Origin of the sequence: Nostoc sp., from assembly GCF_036916975.1 — a bacterium.
Lineage (GTDB): Bacteria > Cyanobacteriota > Cyanobacteriia > Cyanobacteriales > Nostocaceae > Nostoc.
Map to the genome: position 1 here is coordinate 16,971 of NZ_JBALFF010000007.1, position 25,482 is coordinate 42,452.

20 protein-coding genes and 1 tRNA gene are annotated in these 25,482 nt (G+C 41.8%); 8 read left to right on the forward strand and 13 right to left on the reverse strand.

The features are described 5' to 3' along the window. Nucleotide 1: 1 nt before the first annotated feature. The 10 genes from nuoK to V7K73_RS01200 form a co-directional block, all read right to left on the reverse strand. Entirely contained in the window at nt 2-307 is a 306-nt protein-coding gene (gene nuoK, locus V7K73_RS01155; RefSeq protein WP_006199065.1) for an NADH-quinone oxidoreductase subunit NuoK, read from the reverse strand. Nucleotides 308-367: 60 nt separating this feature from the next. Then, a complete protein-coding gene (locus tag V7K73_RS01160; protein WP_334876363.1) occupies nt 368-982 on the reverse strand; it encodes an NADH-quinone oxidoreductase subunit J in 615 nt (204 codons plus the stop codon). A gap of 118 nt (nt 983-1,100) precedes the next feature. After that, nucleotides 1,101-1,685 (reverse strand): NAD(P)H-quinone oxidoreductase subunit I, encoded by a 585-nt coding sequence (gene ndhI, locus V7K73_RS01165; RefSeq protein ID WP_100898808.1) that lies wholly within the window; start codon nt 1,683-1,685, stop codon nt 1,101-1,103. Between the two features lie 104 nt (nt 1,686-1,789). Next, nucleotides 1,790-2,908, reverse strand: coding sequence for an NADH-quinone oxidoreductase subunit NuoH (nuoH, locus tag V7K73_RS01170; protein WP_334876366.1), 1,119 nt, complete (start codon nt 2,906-2,908; stop codon nt 1,790-1,792). Between the two features lie 305 nt (nt 2,909-3,213). Continuing rightward, nucleotides 3,214-4,350 (reverse strand): citrate synthase, encoded by a 1,137-nt coding sequence (locus tag V7K73_RS01175; protein WP_334876367.1) that lies wholly within the window; start codon nt 4,348-4,350, stop codon nt 3,214-3,216. A gap of 107 nt (nt 4,351-4,457) precedes the next feature. Further along, on the reverse strand, nt 4,458-4,952 hold the full coding sequence (gene sixA, locus V7K73_RS01180; protein WP_334876369.1) for a phosphohistidine phosphatase SixA: 495 nt from the start codon (nt 4,950-4,952) through the stop codon (nt 4,458-4,460). A gap of 248 nt (nt 4,953-5,200) precedes the next feature. After that, entirely contained in the window at nt 5,201-5,818 is a 618-nt protein-coding gene (locus V7K73_RS01185) for a DUF29 family protein (RefSeq protein WP_334876371.1), read from the reverse strand. 170 nt (nt 5,819-5,988) lie between these two features. Next, nucleotides 5,989-7,272: a DHH family phosphoesterase gene (locus V7K73_RS01190; protein ID WP_334876373.1), complete on the reverse strand. Its 1,284-nt coding sequence runs from the start codon at nt 7,270-7,272 to the stop codon at nt 5,989-5,991. Nucleotides 7,273-7,817: 545 nt separating this feature from the next. After that, nucleotides 7,818-8,012: a hypothetical protein gene (locus V7K73_RS01195; RefSeq protein ID WP_334876375.1), complete on the reverse strand. Its 195-nt coding sequence runs from the start codon at nt 8,010-8,012 to the stop codon at nt 7,818-7,820. A gap of 79 nt (nt 8,013-8,091) precedes the next feature. Next, nucleotides 8,092-8,589 carry an HNH endonuclease gene (locus V7K73_RS01200; RefSeq protein ID WP_334876376.1) on the reverse strand — a complete coding sequence of 166 codons (498 nt, stop codon included), beginning with the start codon at nt 8,587-8,589 and terminating at the stop codon, nt 8,092-8,094. 398 nt (nt 8,590-8,987) lie between these two features. On the opposite strand from V7K73_RS01200, the gene alr reads away from it, so the two are divergent. From alr to V7K73_RS01245, 8 genes are all read left to right on the forward strand, one after another. Then, nucleotides 8,988-10,175 carry an alanine racemase gene (gene alr / locus V7K73_RS01205; protein ID WP_334876378.1) on the forward strand — a complete coding sequence of 396 codons (1,188 nt, stop codon included), beginning with the start codon at nt 8,988-8,990 and terminating at the stop codon, nt 10,173-10,175. 105 nt (nt 10,176-10,280) lie between these two features. Next, nucleotides 10,281-10,362, forward strand: a tRNA-Leu gene (locus V7K73_RS01210). 993 nt (nt 10,363-11,355) lie between these two features. After that, entirely contained in the window at nt 11,356-12,423 is a 1,068-nt protein-coding gene (locus V7K73_RS01215; RefSeq protein WP_334876380.1) for a response regulator, read from the forward strand. Between the two features lie 132 nt (nt 12,424-12,555). Beyond that, nucleotides 12,556-12,933 (forward strand): response regulator transcription factor, encoded by a 378-nt coding sequence (locus V7K73_RS01220; RefSeq protein ID WP_190890190.1) that lies wholly within the window; start codon nt 12,556-12,558, stop codon nt 12,931-12,933. Between the two features lie 4 nt (nt 12,934-12,937). Beyond that, on the forward strand, nt 12,938-13,435 hold the full coding sequence (locus tag V7K73_RS01225; RefSeq protein ID WP_334876383.1) for a chemotaxis protein CheW: 498 nt from the start codon (nt 12,938-12,940) through the stop codon (nt 13,433-13,435). A 60-nt stretch (nt 13,436-13,495) separates the two neighbouring features. After that, nucleotides 13,496-16,321, forward strand: coding sequence for a methyl-accepting chemotaxis protein (locus V7K73_RS01230; protein ID WP_334876385.1), 2,826 nt, complete (start codon nt 13,496-13,498; stop codon nt 16,319-16,321). Nucleotides 16,322-16,506: 185 nt separating this feature from the next. Next, a complete protein-coding gene (locus V7K73_RS01235) occupies nt 16,507-19,518 on the forward strand; it encodes a hybrid sensor histidine kinase/response regulator (protein ID WP_334876387.1) in 3,012 nt (1,003 codons plus the stop codon). A gap of 904 nt (nt 19,519-20,422) precedes the next feature. Further along, nucleotides 20,423-21,622 carry a hypothetical protein gene (locus tag V7K73_RS01245; RefSeq protein ID WP_334876389.1) on the forward strand — a complete coding sequence of 400 codons (1,200 nt, stop codon included), beginning with the start codon at nt 20,423-20,425 and terminating at the stop codon, nt 21,620-21,622. Nucleotides 21,623-21,742: 120 nt separating this feature from the next. Here the strand turns inward: V7K73_RS01245 and V7K73_RS01250 are convergent, their stop codons facing one another. The 3 genes from V7K73_RS01250 to V7K73_RS01260 all read right to left on the reverse strand — a co-directional run bounded on the left by V7K73_RS01250 (nt 21,743) and on the right by V7K73_RS01260 (nt 25,133). Then, nucleotides 21,743-22,027 (reverse strand): DUF427 domain-containing protein, encoded by a 285-nt coding sequence (locus V7K73_RS01250; protein WP_334876391.1) that lies wholly within the window; start codon nt 22,025-22,027, stop codon nt 21,743-21,745. A gap of 532 nt (nt 22,028-22,559) precedes the next feature. Beyond that, nucleotides 22,560-24,755 (reverse strand): lytic transglycosylase domain-containing protein, encoded by a 2,196-nt coding sequence (locus V7K73_RS01255; RefSeq protein ID WP_334876393.1) that lies wholly within the window; start codon nt 24,753-24,755, stop codon nt 22,560-22,562. Between the two features lie 213 nt (nt 24,756-24,968). Beyond that, entirely contained in the window at nt 24,969-25,133 is a 165-nt protein-coding gene (locus tag V7K73_RS01260; RefSeq protein ID WP_334876395.1) for a hypothetical protein, read from the reverse strand. Nucleotides 25,134-25,482 lie beyond the last annotated feature (349 nt).

Genomic DNA, 25,482 nt, shown 5'->3' on the forward strand with positions numbered 1-25,482 from the left:
ATTACCACTTCAGGAGATTAAACTGCTCCATATCGACGGTATCACGGTTGCGATAAATGGCCAGCACGATCGCTAAACCCACCGCCGCCTCGGCTGCGGCCACGGTAATCACAAATACTGTGAAAACCTGACCCTTAATTAATGTTGAGTCGAGGAAGTTAGAAAATGCCATTAAATTCAGATTAACAGCATTGAGCAGTAACTCAATTGACATTAGCACCCGTACAGCGTTGCGGCTGGTAATTAAACCGTAGATGCCGATGCAAAATAAAGCTGCTGCTAGTAATAAAAAGTACTGGAGTTGCATGAATCTGAGTATCCCTCCTGAAAAAATCTGGCTATTTATCTGCGAATGAAGTCACAAATATTACTCTTTTGTTTCGCTGGTTGTTGATACTAATTCTCTGGGGCGTTCTTGCAAAGTAAAAACAGTTTGCCCCAGTTTGGATGGTGTCAATAGGTCTGGCAAATACTCGCGGCGGGCCAAAATAATTGCTCCTACCATTGCTATCAGCAGCAAAATCGAAGCCAGTTCAAAAGGCAGTAAAAAGTCAGTGAAGAAATGTTCTCCAATTAAAACTATAGAACTTTCACCACCCGCCACAGGAGCAGCTGAGTAAGCCCAAGGAGTAGCCAGCACCATCGTACTTAAAAGACCGAACAATCCTACACTGACTATACCTGTTAGTACTTTCCGCACCCAAGAGTTGGGAAATGCGACAAAATCCTCGCGCTTGTTCACCAACATAATGGCAAACAAAATCAACACGTTAACCGCCCCAACGTAAATCAGTATTTGTGCAGCTGCAACAAAATCAGCATTTAGCAACAGGTAGATTCCCGCTATGCTGATGAACACACCCCCCAGCAAAAAGGCAGAATAGACGATGTTGGAGAACAGCACTACACCAATGGCCGCCCCAATCATCATCACGCCTAGTATGCCAAGCGATACAAACTGTACTCCTTCTGCTAGATTCACTGTTTTTTGTCCTTAGTCATTGGTCATTGGTCATTGGTCATTGGTCATTGGTCATTGGTCATTGGTCATTGGTCAAATAACAAAGGACAAATGACTAATGACAATGGACAAATGACATTTATTTTTCTGTTTGTTCAACGAGGTCTTCTGGACGCGCACCAGGACGCGGTGCATCTGCGGGCAGTCCATGCGGTTCGAGAACGCCTTTGGGTAGGTAAACTAGTTCGCGTAGTGGTGTAACCATTGGGTCATCTGTTACCTTGTAGGGCAGACGACCTAGTGCTACGCTGTCATAGTTCAATTCATGGCGATCGTAAGTGGAAAGCTCATACTCTTCTGTCATAGATAGACAGTTAGTGGGGCAAAATTCCACACAATTACCGCAAAAGATACAAACTCCAAAGTCAATGCTGTAGTGGTTGAGTTTTTTCTTTTTGCTGGCTTTGTCGTATTCCCAATCTACTACAGGCAGGTTAATTGGACAAACGCGAACACAGACTTCGCAAGCGATACACTTATCAAATTCAAAGTGAATTCTACCGCGAAACCGTTCGCCAGGAATCAGTTTTTCGTAAGGGTACTGTACGGTAATCGGACGCCGCCGCATGTGGTCGAAGGTGACAGAAAGCCCCTGACCAATGTAACGCGCAGCTTGTACTGTTTCTTTGGCGTAATCACCAACTTGTTTCAGGAACTTTAGCATTGTGTGTGTCTCTTTTAAGGGGATAAAAGTTAAGAGTGAGAAGTTAGGAGTGAGGAGTTAATTAAAAACTCATAACTCATAACTCATAACTCCTAACTCTTTCATTACCCGCCGAAGGCGAAGGGAAAGGCTAGTTTGAGGGCGGCGGTTAATAGGAGATTAACCAAGCCAACTGGCAACAAAAACTTCCATCCTAAATCTAACAGTTGGTCAATCCGTACCCGTGGCACTGTCCAGCGCAACAGGATGGCGACAAATACTAGTAAATAGGCTTTGAACACGGTCATCGTAATCCCCAAAGCAGCAGTTACTATCTGGAACACAGGATTTAGTTCACTGACTCCCAGCCAACCAGCGATGAGGTTGAGGGGAATGGGAAAATCCCAACCGCCCAGGTAGAGAATTGCTACTAGTAAGGAAGAAAGGATCAAGTTAACGTAAGAACCCAGGTAGAAAAGACCGAATTTCATACCTGAGTATTCAGTCTGATAGCCTGCGACGATTTCTTCTTCCGCTTCGGGTAAGTCAAAGGGTAATCGTTCGCATTCAGCTAGGGCGGCTATCCAAAAGATTAAAAAACCGATTGGTTGTCGCCAAATGTTCCAGCCCAGAATGCCGTAGCCAGACTGTTGATTGACAATATCAACGGTGTCGAGGCTATTAGACATCATAGCGATCGCTAACACCGCCAGCGACAAAGGAATTTCATAACTAATAGATTGCGCTGCTGCCCGCAACCCCCCTAAGAGGGAGTATTTATTATTAGATGCGTAGCCAGCCATTAACAAACCAATGGGTTGAATGCTTGACAAGGCAATCCACAAGAATACGCCCATGCCGACATTGCTAATTACGATGTTCTGCCCAAAGGGGACAATCAGGAATGACAGAAACACCGGAATCACAACAATAATTGGGCCAAGGGTAAACAGCCAAGGGTCAGATTTGGCTGGTACTATATCTTCTTTAAATACCAACTTCAAACCATCCGCTACAGGTACCAGTAACCCAAAAGGCCCCTGGAATTCTGGCCCAATTCGCTGCTGTGCGGCGGCGGAAATTTTTCGTTCTAGCCAAGTAGCAACTAATACCCCCACTGTTGCCCCAATCAGCATCAGTATCATTGGCAGTGGCATCCAAATCGCTTTGGCTGTTCCTGCTGGTAAACCTAAATCCCGGAGGGATTCAATAAAAGTTCCTTGGAGGTCAATTCCTGAGTTCATGTTTCCACTCTTTAAGACATCGAGTCATAGTGAATTACAACTATTAGTTGAATTAATACCTGTAAATTCACGCATTTTTAATTTTTGCCCAGATGACGCTTGATTGAAGATTTGTTGCTAATTCCCATGCCTAGTATATCCTTGGATGGTTTTAGCCCTCTGAAGCGAGATGAGAACTTCTACTTATGGTTGGCATTGAGATTGCTATTGAGGGGATGAGGGGGATGAGGGAGATGAGGGGGATGAGGGAAGCACCGGAAGATAAGGGAGAAGAGTTTTCCCCCTGCCCCCTGCCCCCTGCCCATTTACCGATGCTCAATGGGGGTATAAGTAACTTCGTGCCTACCGTTGTAAACCTGGGTAGGTCGGAAAATCCGGTTTTCTGCTAGCTGTTCTTTCCAGTGGGCTAACCAACCGGCAACGCGGGCGATCGCAAATATTGGCGTAAACAAGTCTGTGGGAATCCCCATCTTTCTATACACCAAACCGGAGTAAAAGTCAATATTGGGATAAATCCCTTTGGTACCGAGTTTTTCCTCTACCACGCGTTCCATCTCTAGGGCAATGTCATAGAACTTGTCATGGCCAAACTTTTCAAACAGCTGTTCTGCTAGACCTTGTAAAATTATGGCTCGTGGGTCTTTCACTTTGTAGACACGATGTCCAAAGCCCATAATCTTAGATTTAGTTTCCAGACAATGCTCTATGTAGGGACGGACATTTTCCACAGAGCCAATTTTTTCCAACATCTGAATTACTTCTTCATTGGCTCCACCATGCAGAGGCCCTCCCAAAGTTCCCACAGCACTAGCAACCACCGCGTAAGGATCAGTCAAGGTGGAAGCTGTCACCCTAGCACTGAAAGTGGAAGCATTCATTGTATGCTCGACTTGAAGTATCAAGCAGATATCAAAAACTCGCGCCATCAGAGGATCGGGTTCTTTCTCATCGAGCATGTATAGAAAGTTGGCAGAGTAGTCTAAGTCATCACGGGGACGTATCGGGTCATTGCCTTTTCGCATCAGTTGGAATGCTGCTACCATCGTGGGAATCGTAGCTATCAGGCGCACCACTGAATCCCGAATGTAGGCAGGATTATGTAAATCCCGGAGCGAATAAAACAAGCCTAAAGCAGCAGCTGAGGCTTGCAGCGCATCCATTGGGTGACCGCTTTCTGGAAAGCATTTCATCATGTCCCGAATGCGGTATTTTATCCGCCGGTGGTAACGAACTTCATGCTCAAATGCTTTCAATTCTTCGTTGCTTGGCAGTTCGCCCCAGATTAAGAGATAAGCAGTTTCTATGAATGTACTTTTTTCTGCTAATTCTTCAATCCGAATGCCACGATATTCTAATATTCCCTTTTGCCCATCAACATAGCTGATACTTGATTGAGCGGCGGGAATGCCTTCTAAACCAGGCTTGTATTCGCACACCATCATGGCACCACCATTCGCTTTGTGAAATATCTGATCAAGCTAACTTACCAGAAATTATTGTCGCTATAACAGTAGCCCTTCTAACAACAATTGGGAATGTTGAAAAACTGTTATAGCAGGTACTTGGGTGGTGTCAACCAAAACATCTGACTCCGACCCAGAGGAGAACCTGTTTCTGGTAGTTTTATCCCAATCATACCTGCTTTTTTCAAGACTAAGCTTCCTTTGACTTCCCCCCATAGAAGAATTTCTGCCCAATTGGTCAAATCAGGTTCGTGTCCAACCACCGCCAGTTGGGTATTTTGGGAATAATTTCTTGGCTCTAACCAGTCTTTTAACCAACTAGAAATTTGACCATCGTGGGCGAGGTAGCTAGATTCCTCTAATTTGGAGCTTAGTTTTTCTGCTATCAGAATATCAGCTGTTTGCCGGGCCCGCACTAAGGGGCTGGTGAGAATCAAATCAAAGTTTAATCCCAATTTAACAAGTTTCTGGGCAACTTTCTCAGTTTTTTGCCGTCCTTCTTTGGTAAGGCTGCGCTCCTCATCCTTGATGCCTAATCCCTTGTCTTCGGCGATGCCATGACGAATTAAATATAGTTCCATACTTTGAGTTCTGTTAGCATAGCGGGGCGTAGCCCGTGCTTAGTTAGGATTTACGTTTGGTGTGAATTAACTTATCCTAATCTTAATCAATATTACGTATTCGTTGATTTGCCATCTGTTCGGTGCAACGCGTGGAACGTGTTATGGATATGGCAATAGGTTTAAACCTTGAATAAATCTGTAATCCCGTTGGTTGATTCAGAAATCAGGAATCCTCATCTGCAAGTTTTAAGACAAATCGCTGTGTTTCAGAATCTATCTATACGAAAACCAAGAGAGTTTAACTGGTTAAGCAAAGGGGAGAGCATATTCAGATATCCTGCTTGTTTTGCTTTGAGAAAAATACCCAGAGTACCTGTGAATGCAACATTTAATTCCTTCGCATAAGCCCTAGCTAGTCCATCGTCTAAAACTTCCTCAACAGAAAACGGACAAGCGATCGCAAACTTCTCTTCTGATAAACCCCTTTCCACCATCGCCTCTCGCCGCGCTCTTTGATAAGTACTATTAATCCACTCGGCATCATTTAAAAAACGCCGTAAGCTAGGACTTTCTTGCAGCAATTCGTCTATATTCAGTCGCTCACGGGTAATGGTCACTTGCCAACTGTGACTGCGATGTTCTGGTTGATACTTGCACTTGAGCAAATGCGATAAGACTGACCGTAACGCACTTTGCAACGCTCGCTGTAGACCCTTACCCAAGTCCACTACTTCCTCAATTAAGTGTTCTAAATCCAGCGTGTCCCAGTGGTGCGTAGGCGAAGCCCGTCGTAGACATCGCAAAATCTCTGCTGTCTGCTCTACCCAAGCATAAAAATCTTGCTCATACAGAGTTTGTAAGATTTGGAGTTTTATCGACTTCATGGCGCTCCTTTTGGCAACAAAATAGGTAGGCGCAAGTTAACTTTGATTTAGTTCAGCCTTCGTCATAAAACCCAAATTCCCGACTTTGATAAAAGTCGGGAAGGGATGCTATTTGACCAAACACTTTGACTGCTGCATGAGTTAGGAGTTCTCTCCATCTCCTTTTCCCTCTACTCTGACTGAATCGGGTTGTCTCTGGGATTAACTAACCTCAGCAGTTTTTGCTTAATTTGAGCCTCGAATACTTCCCATTTCATTTTCGCATAGGCGGAATTTTCGTTACTGCCAGATAAGAAGCCCATTGGGATTTCAAAGCCGCCTGCGCTTGTCCTTCCACCACCAAAAAAGCGCCCTGCACTATCTTGTCCAAAGGCTTCTTTGATGAATTCATCGGGGTCAAGGGTAAGTTTGCTGGTTCTCAGGGAACCGATGACTATTTCTAGTTCTTCGTCTTCATCGTGAACAATGCCATAAACTACGGCGGTGTGGACGTTTTCTTCAGTAACGAGAAAATCAGCCGCTTGGGGGATGGCGTCACGGTCTTCGTAGCGTAAGTAACCAACACCAGCGATGGAAAAGTTATTTTGGACGATGCGATTTTTTAGCGATCGCTCGATCACATCCATTACCCGTTTGGAACGGTTCGCCTGTAAAATGGCGTTTAGCAGTTGTGCGTCATAAAATCGGCTTAAATACGCAGCTGCCATAAAGTCTTCTTCTTGGGCTTGCATTAACCGATTTGTATCCGATCGCAAGCCGTGCATCAAGGCAGTAGCGCATTTTACGTGTTGATTTATGCTGCTATCTAATGCCAATAATCCCGTTTGGAGGTATTGGGTAAAAATTGTTGCCGTCGCTCTTACATACGGACGGATATCCTCAAACTCTGATTGCAGATCGCCTTGGATACTGTGATGGTCGATCAAGACTACTAGGGGAATTCTAGCCTGCTGCACTGCTGACAGTAGCTGTGAAGTGGTTCCCTGGTTATCAATTAATACAAAACCTTGATAACATGACAAATCCTTGCTTTTCAAGGTTTGCGGCGTCCATCGTTGGATAGGTAAATTAGTCAACCTTACTAAAGCAATATTTTCTTGATGGCTTAATGCACCAGCATAAATGATTTCACATTTGATATCATATTGCTGGGCAATTAACTGATAAGCCCAGGCACAGGAAAGGGCATCAGGATCGGGAAAATCTTGTAGAATTACGAGTTGGCGATCGTGTCGGTGTGCCAGAAGGCTTCTTTGCAGTTCTTCTGACTTTTGTTGTGCCAGGGAATTACCACGCTGATTAAGATATATAGCTCCTTCACCTACCGATGGCGGTAATGACGAACTTTTAAATGAAACTTCCACTGGCGTTTTCTCTATTTCAGGTTCCTCTGGGTTTGGCTCTGCGGTCAATGACAAACTCTCAAACTGAGTAACGGGAGAATTCAAGTACATAGGGAACTTTTTTTTAAGTGTGAGGCTCCTTTAATTCAGAAATACTATAATCAGAAATTCACTGAATTTAGCCACATTATTTTGATCTTCGCAAAAATATCAGCACATTGCACTATACATCTGAGTATATTTTTGTCAGTCACAGCAGGACTCAGCAGCACTCAACAATGGTCAACAATTAACTAAATTCCACTAAACCGCGTATAAGTGCTGGAAGCAAGAAAGTGTAGTATGCAGGGCTGTATCTGACAGCATAAATCTGTTTGATGAGCTTTTTTTGTCTGTCCTAAATTCAATTAGGGGGATTTTAATCTGACTTAGGGTACACTTTCTATCTTATACTTTAGGGTTAGTCCTTGATATTTGAAATATTCTTATGCTTAATAATCTCATTATTGGGACTATTGAGCAATTAACAATTATTTTTTTTGAACAATGCGGGTTTTTTGTCCCCTTTGAAAATTATCATAATTTAGAGTGAAGCCTAGTACCGCAAGGCACAAGTCACGCATTCACGCATTCAAAAGTATTATGGAATAAGCTCTTTAGGGCTTTTCAATGGTCTGCTTATTTACACCGTGCTGTACTAGTGCAATTCGGCAAATCGCTTTTAGCGTCTCCCAAGCAAAGAAGCCAGGGAGCAAAGGGCAAGCCCCATACACAAATGTAGAGGCTTGAGCTTTGAGGCATTGCGCCTGTTTCCGAGAGGCGATCGCATTTGTTCTAACCAATATAGCCACCAATTTTTCAACAATTGATAACTTTAGTTATTGGCACTGTTTTAAAGCAAAAATGTATTTTTTTCCTTTGCTCCTTTGCTCAAAGACCTATAACATACTTTTGCCACTCTGTATGCAGTCCACTCTTAAGATGTTTGCTGACCTCAAAATATAGGCTGCTATAAGGTTGGCGAGGAGGATGACGTAAAGGCATGTGAGCTTCATGGGGAGTGCGACTGCCTTTTTTTACATTGCAACGCACACAAGCGGTCACAATGTTCTCCCAGCTATCGCCTCCGCCGCGCGATCGCGGTATTACATGGTCTAAGGTCAACTCATCCCCTGTATAATTACAGTATTGACACGCATGACCGTCACGATGCAAGATATTTCGGCGAGTCAGAGGAATTTCTTTATAAGGAACACGCACGTAATGACGCAACCGGATCACGGTCGGCAACGGAAAATCCGAGTATAGGAATTTACCGTTGTGTTCCACGCGTTCTGCTTTGCCTTTGATTAACAGAACGACAGCGCGACGCCAACTCGTTATATTGAGAGGTTCGTAAGAGGCGTTTAAGACTAAAACCTTCCCCATTTATCTTGCGCTCAGGGTATTAGCTTTACATAAATGTTAACACAAATACACCCGGCTAAGAGATGAGAATAAATTATACTTTCAAGAGAATTCGGCAATTAAGTTATGATTTAGAACTTTAAAAGTGAGAAGTGCCTCTGGTGCTGCCAACTCATAATTCTTAACTTTTAGTTTACTACCGTAATATCTTGTATCAATTCTAAGATGAAGGTTACACTTTCTATTTAACAAACTTTGGGGGTTTAAGTCCCCAGCAAGACAGGCAGCGCGTTTTGTGACGGGGATTTAGATTTAGGCATTCAATTCGTAATTGCGAATTGATTTAATCTGATCTGGCTTTAGTAAGCGTGGATAGATAACTTGGAATTTTAGCCGTGGTGGGATAGGAGTCAGTACAAATGTTAAGTCGCAAACAAACCCCTGGTGTAGTTTCTAATCAGCAGTGCGACACCTATGAGTGGTTTTCGCAACGAGCTTGGGTAGAAATTGACTTAGGGGCGTTGTCGGACAATGTACAACAATTGGTGGAGTTTTTATCGCCGCATACTGAGTTGATGGCAGTAGTAAAAGCTGATGCCTATGGACATGGAGCGGTAACAGTCGCCGAAACTGCAATCGAATCGGGAGCTAGTTGGCTGGGAGTCGCTACAGTTCCAGAAGCGATTCAATTGCGAGAAGGGGGGATTGAAGCGCCCATTTTGATTTTAGGAGCAACTCATACACCAGAGCAGATTCATGCGATCGCACATTGGAAACTTCAGCCCACACTCTGTAGCCCTAAACAAGCTTTAGTATTTTCCGACACTCTAGAATCGATGAATTATGGTTCTCCAATCCCCGTACACATCAAATTAGACACGGGAATGTCTAGGCTGGGTACTAATTGGCAGCAAGCTGGTGAATTTGTGCAATTAGTGCAGCGCTTACCACATCTATCTATTGCCAGTATTTATTCTCATTTGGCAACCGCAGATGATCCTGATACTACGGCAATGGAAGAACAGCATAGACGATTTGAAGAAGCGATCGCTCAAATAAAAGCAATGGGAATTGAGCCACCCTGCTTACATTTGGCAAACTCAGCTGCTGCACTGACAAATCCGGCATTGCACTACGACATTGTGCGAGTAGGTTTAGCAGTTTACGGACTCTACCCAGCAACCCATTTACAAAATGCGATCGATCTCAAGCCGGTTTTGCAACTTAAAGCAAGAGTCACCCAAGTTAAAACAATTGCCGCAGGAACAGCTGTTAGTTACGGGCATAAATTTATTGCCCCGCGTGAACTTTGCCTCGCCGTCGTCGGAATTGGCTATGCTGACGGTGTGCCTCGTAATCTTTCCAACAAAATGCAAGTGTTAATTCGCGGTCAGCGAGTTTCGCAAATCGGGACAATTACAATGGATCAATTGATGCTGGATGTAAGTGCTATACCCAATATCCAAGAAGGGGAAGTAGTCACCTTACTAGGGGAACAGGGAAAAGAAAAAATTTCAGCAGACGATTGGGCAGAACAACTAAACACTATTTCCTGGGAAATTCTCTGTGGGTTTAAGCATCGTCTGCCTCGTGTTGCAGTTATGTAATTGGGCATTGGACATTGAAAAGAGGCAGAGGGGAAAACTTTTCTTTCTTGCTCCCCATTCCCTGTTCCCAAAAAATAATTTCTTATGGTATGATAGTAAACTGATGCGGATGTGGCGGAATTGGCAGACGCGCTAGATTTAGGTTCTAGTTCCGAAAGGAGTGAAGGTTCAAGTCCTTTCATCCGCACTTTTTATAAATTGAATTGCCTTATCTAGGCTGGTAGTGATACTTGAGTTAAAAGTTCAGGTATCCCTACCAGCCTATTTAAATATTGCCTAAATAGGACTTACGCATAAGAGATCCTGCCAATATCTTGATAAATCTTGGCTTCGTTTCTATCCCGCCTTGGAATTTATTCCAAGGCTTATAGCTAAAGTCGTCTCAAGAGGACTAAATATAAGATTTTAAGCGATGTAAATAGCTATACTCAATAACAGTGAAAATTTTAGTCCACTTGAGTGGACTTTAGCTATTAGCCCAGAACTTCAGTTCTGGGCGGGATGGCGATAAAAATATCTTCAGCCAGCATCCGTTTCAAATATAAAAAACGTGGATTTAATAACCTACTACTTTCTTTCGTAGGTAGAGTGCGTTACGTTCTTAACGCACCGCACCATTCCGAGTAGTTTCGGTGCGTTACGCTGTCGCTACAAAAGATAAGTTTTGTATTCTGTTTTATCTAGGTTTTTAAGTATAAATATTAAAAAATAAATTTATTATTATCAATAAATCAGTATTATTACTGTGGTCAAGTTGAAATTACTCCAAGCAAAGTGGCTTCATATAGCCTTTACTTGCTTAAAAACTAGATTTAACTTCAGTGTAAATACATAAATCCAAATATATCACTATCTACAAAATCAGTATTATTCCTGTGGTCAGATTGGGGTTACTCAATGGAAAGTGGCTTCATCTAGTCTTGACATTTTTATGTCTTATTCTCCAAAAATGCCTGTAAATCTCAGTAACAGAAAGTAAATTAATCATAATTTACCGATTTACTGAGATTTGATCGTTTAAAAATAACGCTGTTTTCGTTGAGTTTCACCACAAAGTCGAGAATTAAGCTGATGTACTTAAAAATACAAAACCTTGATGTTTTTTACTCAATGTCAATTGTGGAATAACTCTATACGAATTTAGTTTACACGTATCGAATTTAGCTGAAGTAAAAGCAAAATGAGTACAACTCCTATAGGTAGCTACAAGTTGTTCCAGAAACTACATCCGCTATCTCTGTTGGCACAATTAACCAGTCGGCGTGCTACAGGGTGCTTAAATATATTTACTGGAATAGTTTCTTGGTCAATTTATCTAGAGGACGGCAAACTTACTTATGCCTCCTATTCAGATAAACTGTTTGAGCGGCTTGACAGTCACTTGCGACGCTTGAGCCAGCAAATTCCTGCTCTCAACAGCGCCACTCGTGTGCAGATGCGGCTGATGTTTGAGACGAAGAATGAACAGCAATCAATACCCAATGCAGATTACCAAGCTATTTGTTGGTTGGTAAATCAGGATTATATTACTTCTGTGCAAGCAGCAAGCTTGATAGACGAATTAGCAAAAGAAGTACTGGAATCATTTCTGTGTTTAAAAGAAGGTAGCTATGAATTCAGCCCAGAAAGCTCTTTAGATGAACTACCAAAGTTCTGTCGCCTAGATTTGCGGTTACTTGTTGAACACTGTCAAAAGCAGTTACGAAATCGGCAAAATATCCAGTCATCAATTCCGGCTGGTGGGGGTTCCCAAGTTTTGTCTAGAGTACAACCGTCTCAAACTCAGCCACAACTGCAAATAAAACTTGGGCAGAAGTTATCGATTCCAATCAATTTTGATATTGCTGAAAATAATAAAACTACTCAGCTACCTGTTGGCAAAAAACTATATACAATTGCCTGCATTGATGACAGCCAAACAGTTTTGAATTCCATCAAACAGTTTTTGGATGAAAACACATTTTCAGTTGTGATGGTCAACGATCCTGTGAAGGCTTTAATGCAAATTATTCGGAGTAAACCCGATCTGATTTTGCTAGATGTTGAAATGCCAAGTCTAGATGGCTATGAGCTATGTTCTTTATTACGAAAACATTCAAGTTTTAAACATACACCTATTATTATGGTGACTGGTAGAACAGGATTTATCGACAGGGCTAAGGCGAAGCTGGTTAGGTCATCAGGATATTTGACTAAGCCTTTTACACAATCAGAATTGCTAAAAATGGTTTTTAAACATCTTGGTTAATTTAGGAGTTATGAATTAGGAAGCTATTAAGAAGCTATGCTAATTAAATTTTTAATTCTGACTCCTGACTCCTGAATTCTATCTAATAAAAAATGCTAACATCTTTAATTTATTTTTTTAGGAGATTTAATAGTGAGTCTGACTTTACTTGGCACAATTCTGATTGTAGAAGATTCTCCCAGTGAATTGGAATTGATGAGCCATTATCTGAAAGAAAGTGGTTACAACGTAATTAAAGCAAGTGGTGCAAAAGAAGGTTTAGAAAAAGCTGTGTTAGAAAAACCAGATGCGATCGTTACTGATGTAGTAATGCCAGAAATGAGCGGATTTGAATTGTGTCGTTATCTCAGAAGAAATCCGATTACTGCAAAAGTGCCAATTGTAGTTTGTAGTTCCAAAAATCAAGAAATTGACCGTTTATGGGCGATGAGACAAGGTGCAGATGCCTACATAACTAAGCCTTACACCCGCGAACATCTGCTACGTACTATTAAATCAGTGGTAATTTGAATCAATGACTAGTATAAACATTACACTTCCTTCAAAAGAAACCCAAAATAATTTAGCAGACGGTTATCTGAAGTTTCAGCTAAATCAACAGACTGCTGCTGTTTTATCAATGAAACATACGCAAGAAGCAATTCTTGTACCGATTGAATCTGTAACCTCAATACCTAATATGCCCTCCTGTATATTAGGATTAATGAATTGGCGGAGTCGAATAATTTGGGTTGTTGATTTGCCAAGAATGCTCAATTTAGAATCCTTAGATTATCGACTGCGACAATATAGTGCGATCGTTATCCAAGCGGAATCATTGGTGTTAAGTTTAGTTGTGCAAGAAATAAAAGGTACGATTAAGTTTATCTCTGATGATATTCATTCTCCTATAGGACAAGTGGCATCTAGTTTAGTTCCTTATTTATCTGGGTGCGTTGTGCAACAAGAAGAAATCTTACTAGTATTAGATGCTCAGGCAATTGTGCAGTCTTCTATTCTCCGCAGTGATTAGGGTGTATTACTAAAAAAGATTTTTAGTGTTCTTATTCACATAGTTAGGAGAATTACTTTTATGTTTAATAAAACCAATGCGAATCAAGGTAGTGGCGCTCAAAATAGAGGATCACTGATTTCATCCCAAAAAATAAGTGGTAGTGCCATAAAGCTACCAGCTAAGACTACTAGTGAAACGGCTAATAATTCTTTGCAAAATCAGGCTATTACCTCTTTTACAAAACTCGGATTGGCTAAAAAAGCGACTATTTTAGCGATCGCAATCGGTATAATACCAGTATTGGGCATCGGCGCGCTCGCTTTTAGCTTTGCCAACAAATCGATTACTAAGCAAATTACCCAATCTCAACAAGCTGAAGCCATTGGCTTAAGTGATAAAGTTAACCGTTTTATGTTGGGGCGATACGGGGATATTCAGATCATATCAAGTTTACTTTTTTTGACAAGTCCCCAAGCTAGTGTAAGTATTACTACTCAAGATAAACAAGCAGTCCTAGATCGAGTTGTCGAAGCCTACAAAGTTTACGACAGCGTTGCTGTTTTTAATCGCCAAGGTAACTTGATTGTCCAATCCACAGGCGAACCCCTAGAGAACCAAAAAGACCGCACTTACTTTCAAGAGGCTTTACAAAAAGATACTCCTGTCATCAGTAAACCTGAAGCAGCAAAGAATACTGGTGTAGTAAGTATTTATATAGCTGCACCTGTGAAAGAGACAAGTACAGGCCAAACCATTGGTGTGGTAAGGGCGCGGATGCCCGTAAAATCTTTAGAGGAAGTCATCAAAAACTACGGAGCAAATGGACAACAATACCATTTGCTCGATGCTTCAGGAAAAGTTTTCTTGAGTCCAGAAAAGGAATTATTAGGGAAAGAGGCAAAGGGAGAGTATTCTAGTTTACCTAAACTGGTAGCAGCCAATAAGGTAGATAGTTTTATAGAAGTTCCTAAAACTGACAAAAAAGAAGAACTAGTCAGCTACGTACCAGCCAGTAAGTTAGATGGCTTATCAGATTTAAACTGGCAAGTACTTTTATCTACAGACACAGCAATTGTATTTGAGCCGCAAAGACAATTGTTGTGGATTATAACTATTGGCACAGCAGTTACAGCATTAATTGTAGGTGCGATCGCATCTCGGTTAGCTAAACTTACTACACAGCCAATTTTAAATGCGACTACGGCCTTAGCAAAGCTTGGTCAAGGTAAATTTAATACCCGTCTGGAAATCGAAAGAGAAGACGAATTAGGGCTATTGAGTGCAAATATCAACCAGATGGCCGAACAATTGCAGGTCTTAGTTAAGGAACAAGAACTGGACGTTGAAGGGGCAAAATTACTAACAGATATTACCCTACGAATTCGGAGAAGCCTCAAAACTGAAGATATTTATCACGTAGCAGTAAAAGAAGTTCAGCGATCGCTAAAAACAGACAGGGTAATCATTTATAGTCTAAATCAAAATACTGGCAATGGCGTTGTCGTTGCTGAATCGGTAACTGATAATTGGCCGGAAATGCTCGGAGTGAAAATTGACAATCCCTATTTTCGGGAACGTTATCTAGAAACCGATCAGTATGGACAGGTGCAAGCAATTGCAAACATTCATCAAGACCAAAGCTTGAAAAATGCCACCAGTTACATGCAACTTTTAGAAAAATTTGCTGTCAAAGGTAATTTAATCGTACCAATTCTTGCCCAAGGCCAGCTTTTATCATTATTAATTGCTCATCAGTGCGAAACTCCTCGTGTTTGGCAACAGCCGGAAATTGACTTGTTTCAACAGATAGCAACTCAAATCGGCTATGCCTTAGAACAAGCCAAGTTATTAGAAGAGATACAATCTAGGAATGTTATAGTAATCGGTTCTGACGAAGAACGGCATCAAAAAGAAACACTGCAACAGCAACTTTTAGAACTACTCAACAACGTAGAAGGTGCAGCCAGAGGCGACTTGACAGTACGTGCAGACGTAACGGCTGGGGAAATAGGCACTGTTGCCGACTTTTTCAACTCCATTGTAGAAAGCCTCCGGGATATTGTTACCCAAGTTCAAGAAGCTGCCACCCACGTTAATACTGCCATTGGCTCTAACGAAGGAGCCATCCGCCACCTAGCAGAAGAAGCACTCACCCAAGCTGCCGAAATCAACCACACCCTCGATGCTGTTGACCAAATGACCCACTCTATGCAAGCGGTAGCCGAAAGCGCCGAAAAAGCTGCTTTCGTTGCCAATCATGCGGCTCACACTGCTACTAAGAGTGGACACGCGATGGATTTAACAGTACAAAACATCCTGTCTTTGCGGAAAACTGTGGGTGAAACTGCTAAGAAAGTGAAACGTTTGGGAGAATCTTCGCAACAAATTTCTCGCGTGGTTTCCTTAATTAACCAAATCGCTATTCAAACTAACTTACTAGCCATTAACGCAGGTATTGAAGCAGCGCGTGCGGGTGAAGAAGGTCAAGGTTTTGCCGTAGTGGCTGAAGAAGTCGGCGAACTAGCAGTTAGAAGTGCCGCAGCAACCCAAGAAATTGAACAAATTGTTGAAAATATTCAACGAGAAACCAGTGAAGTGGTACAAGCGATGGAAATAGGCACTACTCAAGTGGTAGAAGGAACTCGAATTGTGGAGGAGGCTAAACAAAGTCTGAGTGAAATTTTGGATGTATCGCGTGAAATTGACTCCTTAGTGCAGTCGATTTCCACTGCAACTGCATCTCAGGTTGAAACATCGCAAAGTGTTAGCCAATTGATGAAAAATATCGCTGCTGTATCACAACGCACTAGCGATTCTTCTCGCCAAGTTTCCGAATCTCTGCAACAAACTGTGGAGATTTCCCATCAGTTACAAGAGACTGTCGAGGCTTTCAAAGTTAGTTAATGTCATTTGTCATTTGTCATTTGTCCTCTGTTCGTTGCTATTTGTTAGTGACCAATGACTTTTATTATTTGTCCGTTGTCATTTCTCCTTTGTCCTTTTACTAATGACCAATGACTAATGACTAATAACCAATGACCAATGACCAATGACTAATGACCAAAGACCAATGACTAAGGACAAAAATCATGTTACAAGACAAAGAATTAGAAATCCAGATGCAGTTTCTGGAAGAAGCAACTGATTACTTGAATACTTTAGAAGGGGTATTACTGGAAATCGATACTAGTAACCGCATCGATTTGGATAAAATTAATGCTGCACTCCGAGCCGCTCATTCTATCAAAGGTGGCGCGGGGATGATGGGATTTAAATCGCTAAGTCATTTAGCTCATCGTCTAGAAGATTCTTTTAAAGTTTTAAAAACTAAAAAAAATTCTCTGGAAATTGATACTCAGTTGCAAAGTTTATTGCTATCTGGAGTTGACTGGTTGCGTCAGATTGTAGAATTGCTTGCAGAAGGAAACGTTGTCGAAGATCAATGGTTAGCAACCTTTTGTTACCCAATTTTTGATGAGTTGCACGATCGCTTGGGCGACCCCACCCCTGAGGATGCCTCAACCATGCTATCTCCAGAAGATGGCCAAGATGTTATCCCTTTGCTATTTGGCACAGAAGTAGAAGAGTGTTTACAGCGTCTAGAATCTATATTGGCAGATAGCGAACAGCCCGGATTGCATGAAGAAGTTGTGATTATGGCGGCTGAATTGGGCGGTTTGGGTGAAATGCTCCAGTTGGCTGATTTTACCAAGCTTTGTGAGTCAGTAACGCAGCAATTGGAAAGTGTTAGTAGTTCGCGGATTCCTGAAATTGCCCGGTTAGCATTGCTTGCATGGCGGCGATCGCAAGCTTTGGTGCTGACAAATCAACTAGATAACTTGCCTACAGAACTTGACTTAAATAGTAGTTATACGCAATCTCAGCCACTATTACCAGCAGAAATAATACAACATATTGCCACAAACACAGAAGTAGTCTCAACATCTGTTTGGCAACCAGAAAACATTAGAGAAAATTGGACTAATGATGAAGCGTTGGCGCAGCCTGGCGCAGGTATAGCTGCTAATTTTACATTTGTAGATCCAGAATTTGCCGATGATATTAATGCTGTCAATGTCACTGAGCATAATACAATATTTTCTCGAGAAAATAATTCTCCAGATGCTAAATTTGGCGAAGGTAAAGGGGAGCATGGCGTTGCTAAAGAGCGGGATCATGAAAATAGCGTCCGAGTTCCCAGCAAACAACTAGAGCAAATTAATGATTTATTTGGGGAACTGATTGTCCAGCGAAATGGGTTAAACTCGCAATTAGAAAGATTACGCAAACTCGTTCGCAACTTAAACCAGCGAGTCCAAACTCTCGACCGAGAAAACCAGGAATTACGTATAGTCTATGACAAAATTTCTACTCAACCTGGGGTGCAAGTTGAAAATAGCCAAGAAACACAAGGTATAGAGAGAGAATTTGATACTTTAGAAATGGATCGCTATAACGATTTAAACTTGCGATCGCAGGAAGTTATGGAAACCATTGTTCAAGTACAGGAAGTTACAACTGATGTGCAACTCAGTGTAGATGATACAGACCAAATTGCTCGGAAACTAAACAAAACATCCAAACAGTTACAAACAAAGCTAAATCACATCCGAATGCGGCGTCTGTCCGATTTAATTGAACGTTTTCCTAGAGCCTTGCGCGATTTAAATGTAGAATATGGGAAAAATGTCCAGTTAAAAATTGAAGGTGGAAATACTTTAATCGAACGCAGCATTTTAGAAGCATTAAACGAACCTTTAATGCATCTGGTAAGAAACGCTTTCGATCATGGTATTGAAGACTCTAACACCCGCCGCCTTCTGGGGAAACCAGAACAAGGATTGATTGAAATTACAGCTACTCACCGCAGCAATCGCACCCTGATTACTATCCGAGACGATGGTTGGGGCATTTCTCTGGAGAAAATTCGCATCCGCGCCTTAGCTATGGGATTGGATGCTTCTCTACTCGCTAATGCTAGTGATGAAGAACTATTATCACTAATTTTTGAACCAGGTTTTACCACCTCCGAACAAGTCACAGCGTTATCTGGTCGCGGTGTCGGTATGGATGTGGTTCGGAACAACCTTAAACTGATTCGAGGAGATGTGAAAGTTGATACGGAACCAGGAGTTGGTACTACCTTCACCTTATCAGTACCATTTACCCTTTCCGTGGCGCGAGTTCTGCTGGTAGAAATTAACAAAATGCTATTAGCATTTCCCACAGATGTCATTTCAGAAATATCCTTACTCCAAGACGAGCGAGTTTTCCAAATGGCAGGTAGCGAAGTTCTAAATTGGCAAGGAAACATGTTACCACTGATTCGCTTGACTCAATATTTAGAGTTTAATTGCCTGCGCTACGATCGCTCCGAATTAGAAGCTCCAGCAGCAATTAATGCTAACAGCGTCTTAGTAGTTAAAGGTAATAATCAGCCAGTAGCAATCCAAATAGACCGTTGCTGGGGTGAACAGGAAGTTGCTATTCGCCAAGTTGAGGGAAATATACCTTTACCTGAAGGCTTTAGCAACTGCACAATTCTCGGTGATGGTCGAGTAGTGCCACTAGTTAATATTAATGAGTTGCTGTATTGGATTGCTACAAATCGCCAGACTCCTAAAGGTACTCAATTACCATCAGCAAGGTTAAAAACACCGTTCCTAATATTTGATGAAGACAAAATATCAGCAGCTTCTGTTAAACATAAAGGCACAATTTTGATTGTAGATGATTCGATTAATGTTCGTCGCTTTTTAGCGCTGACCCTGGAAAAAGGAGGGTATCAAGTAGAGCAAGCTAAAGACGGTCAAGATGCCTTAGAAAAACTTTATAGTGGATTGAAAGTTGAGGCAGTAATTTGTGATATTGAAATGCCTCGCCTTGATGGTTATGGCTTTTTAGGTAAGATAAATTCAGATGTTGATACAAAAAATATTCCTGTTGCGATGCTGACTTCTCGTAGTAGCAATAAACATCGGCAATTGGCAATGCAATTAGGGGCGCGGGCTTACTTTTCTAAACCTTATAACGAGCAAGAATTACTCCAAACGCTGGAGGAAATAATTCGTAGTGTAGCAGAAAAGGGCGCGTCTAATTAATAATTCATAATTCATAATTCATAATTCATAATTAGGTTTGAGATATTTTCTTACGTTGCGTAACGCCAAAGGGTAACGCACCGCTTCTAGTTGCCTTGGCGATTAGAAATCGCGGCTACACAAACAAAATCCACCTCCGTGGATTAAAATACAAGAATAATTTGAGTACTTTTGCAGCAGCGATGTTAGAAATAAAGTCGCGGTAGTAACCACAGCTTGTCCATTCGTTACAAAAATAGAAGCCGTTGTTACAAATGCTTGAACCTTAGTAACAATTGTTTGTTTATTTCTAGCAAATGATTATACCTTTGTTGCAAATGCTTAAGCAAAGCTTATCAATACAGAAGTTATCGTCACAAATGGCTCTCTAATTATAAAGTTATATGAGTGGCAGTAAACCGTACACCAAGCGATAAATCCCAGGACAGAAAATGCCAGGGCTATTTCATTCTAAAATGTGACGTTTTCAAAGTCCCTCTCCCAGACTTGGGAGAGGGATTTAGGGTGAGGGCAAAAACTACGGTTCTCAACTTAAATCGCGTTTAAATTCTTATTTTTCTGAAAAAGATTCTTAAAAACTGCCGTAAAAATAGAATGAAATAGCCCTGAGAAAATGCTAAGATTCCAATCAAATATGGCATTTGCACAGCTATGACACACACGCTGCACAAATCAATTTCCTTAGCAGAGTTCCTCAAATTGCCAGAAACCGAGCCTGCTAGTGAATTTATAGATGGTCGCCTGTAACTGAATTTTTGCAACTTAATTTAACAGTTGCACAGGTTTTTGCATGGCTAAAACCAACTAAAATTAATTCATAAAGATGATTAATATTCAGTTAAAAGATGTAGAAATAATATCCCAGAGTTTTGGAATTTTTCTAAATTAATACAAGGAGTTTTAGATGACAAAAAACAATATAAAAAAGGCTGTCGTTCAAGCTATTTCCACAGGCGTTGCTTTGAGTTGGGTAATAATGCAAGTGGAATCAGCACAAGCTGCTACCTTAACGGTTAACAATCTTAATGACAGTGGCGTTGGCTCGTTGCGAGACACTATTAACATAGCAACTAGCAATGACGTGGTAGAGTTCTTATTGGGAAGTCATCCCAGTACAATTAACTTGACAAGTGGCGCACTTGCGATACCTGCGACGGGCTACGCCTACGCTAAGAATCTGACTATTAATGGCCCAGGTGCTAATTTACTTACCATCAGCAGCAATAATCACTTCCCAGTGTTTGACATTAGCGCCGCCAATGTTACATTTTCTGGGCTAGCGATCGCTGGTAATTTCAATGCTTACAATTCTAGTAACCTAGCCTTTGTCAATAGTACTGTTAGCGGCGACAATTTTAAGATAGATAGTAACTTAAGACTTATCAATAGCACTATCAGCAGCAACAATATTAAGATTAATGCTAATGATGTGACGCTCACTGATCGTAGTCAACTAGTTAGCAGCAATAATACTGAGATTAATGCTAGTCTAGTAAGTATTGAAGGCGATAGTAACATCGGGACTTCCAATTACACCATCAACAGCAGCCCTGTAAATATCTCTACTGGTACGCTGGATATTAACGGTGGTAGCAATAATTCAGGATCAGCAGGCAATCTAATAGTTACAGCTAGTGACGCTATAACTATTAAAAGTGATGTTTTACCGACAAAAGTAGCCGAACCAAGCGCGAGTTCTGCTGGTAGCAATCATTCAGGAGCAGGAGGCGAAATAAGTATTACAGCCACTACTCTTATATTGAACCCCGGTGCTTTTATATCGAAACCAATACCCGAACCAGGCGCAATCGCATCTGATAGCAATCATTCAGGAAGAGGAGGTAACATAACTCTTATAACCCCTGACCTTGTTATATTGAAACCAGTCCGCAAACCAAGCGCGAGTTCTGCTGGTAGCAATCATTCAGGACTAGGAGGTAATATAACTCTTACAATCCCTAATGGTTTTATTATATCCAAACCAGTACCCGAACCTAGCGCGTTAGCGAAGCTCGCCGTAGGCATCGCTGGTAGTATCCTTGCTTGTAGTCTGGCTTGGCTGGCGAAGAGAAATTTTGCAGCATTTCACAAGGCGAAGGCATAAATCAGCAAATACTTTAAAACTGTGGAGGCTGACACAAGCCAACCCCCACAAAATTTAGTCTGATGATTGGTGGAAATTCTGAATCAATTTTCTAGAAATAAAATATTTCTGGAACCTTTATTAAGCCTCAACTTTTACACCTTTCCAAAAAGCCACATAACCCTCAATATTTTTAGCCTTCTCCTTGGCGCTGGGATAGTACCAAGCAGCATCTTTATTAATTTGTCCATCAACGTCGATACTGTAGTAGCTAGCGACACCTTTCCAAGGACAAGTACTGTGGGTATTACTGTCTGTGAAGTATTGCTTGTTAATGGTGTCAGCAGGGAAATAATGGTTGTTTTCCACAACTACGGTGCGATCGCTCTCGGCTAAAACTGCGCCATTCCAAATTGCTTTCGGCATAAGTGTGTTTGCAAATAAACTATACACTTAACATTTTGACACTATCAGCTTACCTTAAGCTGATAACAGTGAAATAGGCGATCGCCTGACCCTTTGGGAGCATCACAATTTTGGCTTTCCCTCACCCCCAGCCCCTCTCCCGATTCCGGGAGAGGGGAGACATAATTCTAGTTCCCCTTCTCCCATCCCTCACGCCCAGCCCCTCTCCCGATTCCGGGAGAGGGGAGACATAATTCTAGTTCCCTCTTCTCCCTTCATATGGGAGAGGAGAGACATAATTCTAGTTCCCCTTCTCCCTTCATATGGGAGAAGGGGTTAGGGGATGAGGGCTATCAACCTGACGGGATGCTCCCGACCCTCTCAACAGAAACAACAGCGTAGCCATCGCCTCAGTTAACTATCGGTAAAATTTTGCATTTGAGCCACAGATGAGGCAATACGGTTCGGATAAGATGATTTGTCTATCGATAAAGCTTGTAGAGACGAAGAAAAGCAACGTCTCTACACACCATAACAATCTGATTGGGCAAAATCACTGCGTCGGCAATTTTGGGTGTGTAGTTGAGTACTTTGCTACGACTCCAGAAATTTCCGGGTTGTAAAGTCTCAAATAATTCCAGTAGTTGCCAAATACTTGCCGCACATAATTTTTGGTTTCATCAAAGGGAATTTGTTCAACAAACTCATCTGGATCTTTTGTAGTTTGAGTTTGCAACCATTTGGAGACATTACCCGGGCCAGCATTGTAACTGGCGATCGCTAACAGCGAGTTATTGTTATATTGATCGTGGGTATGACCCAAATACCATGTACCCAACATGATGTTATCGTTGCGATTTTCTAGATTTATGGTTTTGAAATCCACCTTGATTTGTGGTGCGATCCATTTAGCTGTACTCGGCAACACCTGCATTAAACCAGTAGCATCAGCGACGGATTTGATTTTTGGTTCAAACCGTGACTCTTGACGCATCAGAGCAGTTACTAGCAGAGGATTAAGTTTACGTTCAATAGACCATTTTTGAATTTCTCGCAGATAGGGAAATGGATAACGGGCTTGCCAATAGCTGATTTGTTTACTCAGAGCCTGATATTGGGCAACTTCTGCTGGTATTTCCCGGTCTTCCAATTTAGAAATTTTATCAATTCCTATCATATTTTCTCCCTTTGCCAGTCGCATTAACCCTTCAGTAAATTGCTCTGCTACAGTTGGCTGAATTTTATTTTGAAATTCTGTCTGCCATTGTAACCAGGCATCGCGGTCAAGACCTAGCAGATACAATTCTTTGAAAGTCTCAGAACCAGCAGGCGGTACTGGACGCTCTTGTGTGATTATTTCCGGGTTCATCACGCGCACGTTGTCAAAGTTGCCAACATTCAACCCCAGCATCGTTGCGGCTCTCCATGCATAGTATGAGTATGGAAACTGGCTAATCACATACTTATAAGCAGTTTGAGATTCCTGCTGTTTGCCTAGTGAAGCTGCCCATTTCCCTACCCAAAAACCTGCTCTCGGAGCCAAAATACTGTTAGGGTTGTTGTTGACAATTGGTTCTGCCCATTGCCAAGCACCGACGTAATCTTTGGCATTGGCTTTACCTTGGGCAATTTTCCAACGATACTCTGCCGCTTCGTCAGAATTGCCGTATTTGGCTAGGAGTAATTGCCACGTCTGGCTAACTGACTTTTGATCGTTGAGGGATTGTAGAATTTTAGCTTTTTGTACCAGTGCAGTACCAGCTTGTTTGGGAAATTTACTAATTACCTGCTCAAGATAAGGTAAGCCCTCTTTAGCTGTTTTTGCGGTTTCTGCTAATCGTAGTAGTGCAGTTCCAGCTTCTTCGGTATTAGGAAATTGCTGTACTAGTTGTTTATAGGTGGCGACCGCAATTCCATTATCTTTGCCCCCTACCTGTAACCCCCGTGCGGTACGGTAGAGGTTACGCGATGTTTTGGGTGCATTGGCATAAGCATTCGCGGCTTTGAGAAATTGACTATTTTCCCAATAGCTTGTACCAATGAGTTCCCAGTCTTCGGGTTTTAGGGTAGGCTGTTTTACTAGCTGATCCAAAACGCCGACTATGCCAGGTTGGTCATAGGCATATTTAGCCAAAATTAATTGTAATTGTGGCTGATTGGGATTTTCTTGTAAGCGTTTACGAATAATTTCCCAAGTTAGAGGGTTGGAAGGAAATTGAGCGATCGCTATTTCTTGTTGCTTCGGTTGGGCAATCAGATATAGGGCTTTGACTGTGGCCGCTTCTTTGGGATACAGTTTCAGCACACTTTGCCTCAGATCCGAGGCTTTGCCGTCTTTGCCCAGCATATCTTGTGCCTGCGCCTGTTTCAGTAAAATATAGGGCGCGAGGAGCGGATAGTCTTTATCTAGCCCATCTAGTAAAACCAGCGCTTTTTGCGCTTGGGTTCTTTCAACGTAATCACTCGCCAAAAGATAACGAGCGCGATTTCGGTCTCTCGATGGTGACTGTCCGGCAATTTCTGCTAGTTTTGCCGCCCGTTCTGGCAGAGATTGTGATACCAGTGGAAAGACGGCTGATTGAGCAATGCTACCCTCTGATGTTTGCTCTGTTTGATTCTGACTCAGTTTGAGCCATTTACCCAGAGACTTGCCAATTTGAGGTGCTGATACCATTGCCCCAGCTAAAAAGGCAAACAGTGCCGCACCCGCAATTATCGAAATTTGCTTTTTCTGTAGTTTCTTCAGCATGAATACCCGCTGAAAAGTCCCGATGAATTTCTTGAAACTTTAACACTCTTAACCATCAGTGTTACCAATTTTTTATTTTAGATTTTTAATTTTATGTAGAAAAATACTAATTTTCAATCCTATGGTTGCTAGTAATGAGTAGCTAACACATATTAGATACTATTACATCTATCTTGGGTATATAATGAATAGTTTTTTAGACGAGCAGAGAAGTCATTCAGGAATCTCCTTCGCTTGAGTACTATCTGGCTGGGGAAGTTTTGGATTTACCGGCGCGATCGCACTCAATTTTTGAGCCAAATGAGCAATTAGTTTTAATTGTTCCTCTGCTGAAAGATTTTCTGCTTGTTGAATTAGTTGAGCTAACTTGGGAGACATTGTTTTTTCCTCTGTCTTTCAATTTCACTATTCGTTCTCAATACCCTGAGAGCTTCTAGCAAATCAAAGATTATATTGAATAAAATTTGACCGAATAACTAGCGTAGGCGTAGCCCGCACAACGGCCGCGCTCAGTGACCACCGTAGGCATCGCTTCCAAAATACTACTATGCGATCGCTCCGAAATAACAAATGCGTAGGCATCACCGAAATAGCAAATGCGGCGATCCCAATATAAGTACGTCGGCGAGAAAAAACCAAACTATGTAACGAAAACTAAAATCTCTGTATTTGGCTCGTAGTTGCGCCCTCTTGCGCTTTAGCGCAACTACGAGCCAATGATGATTGT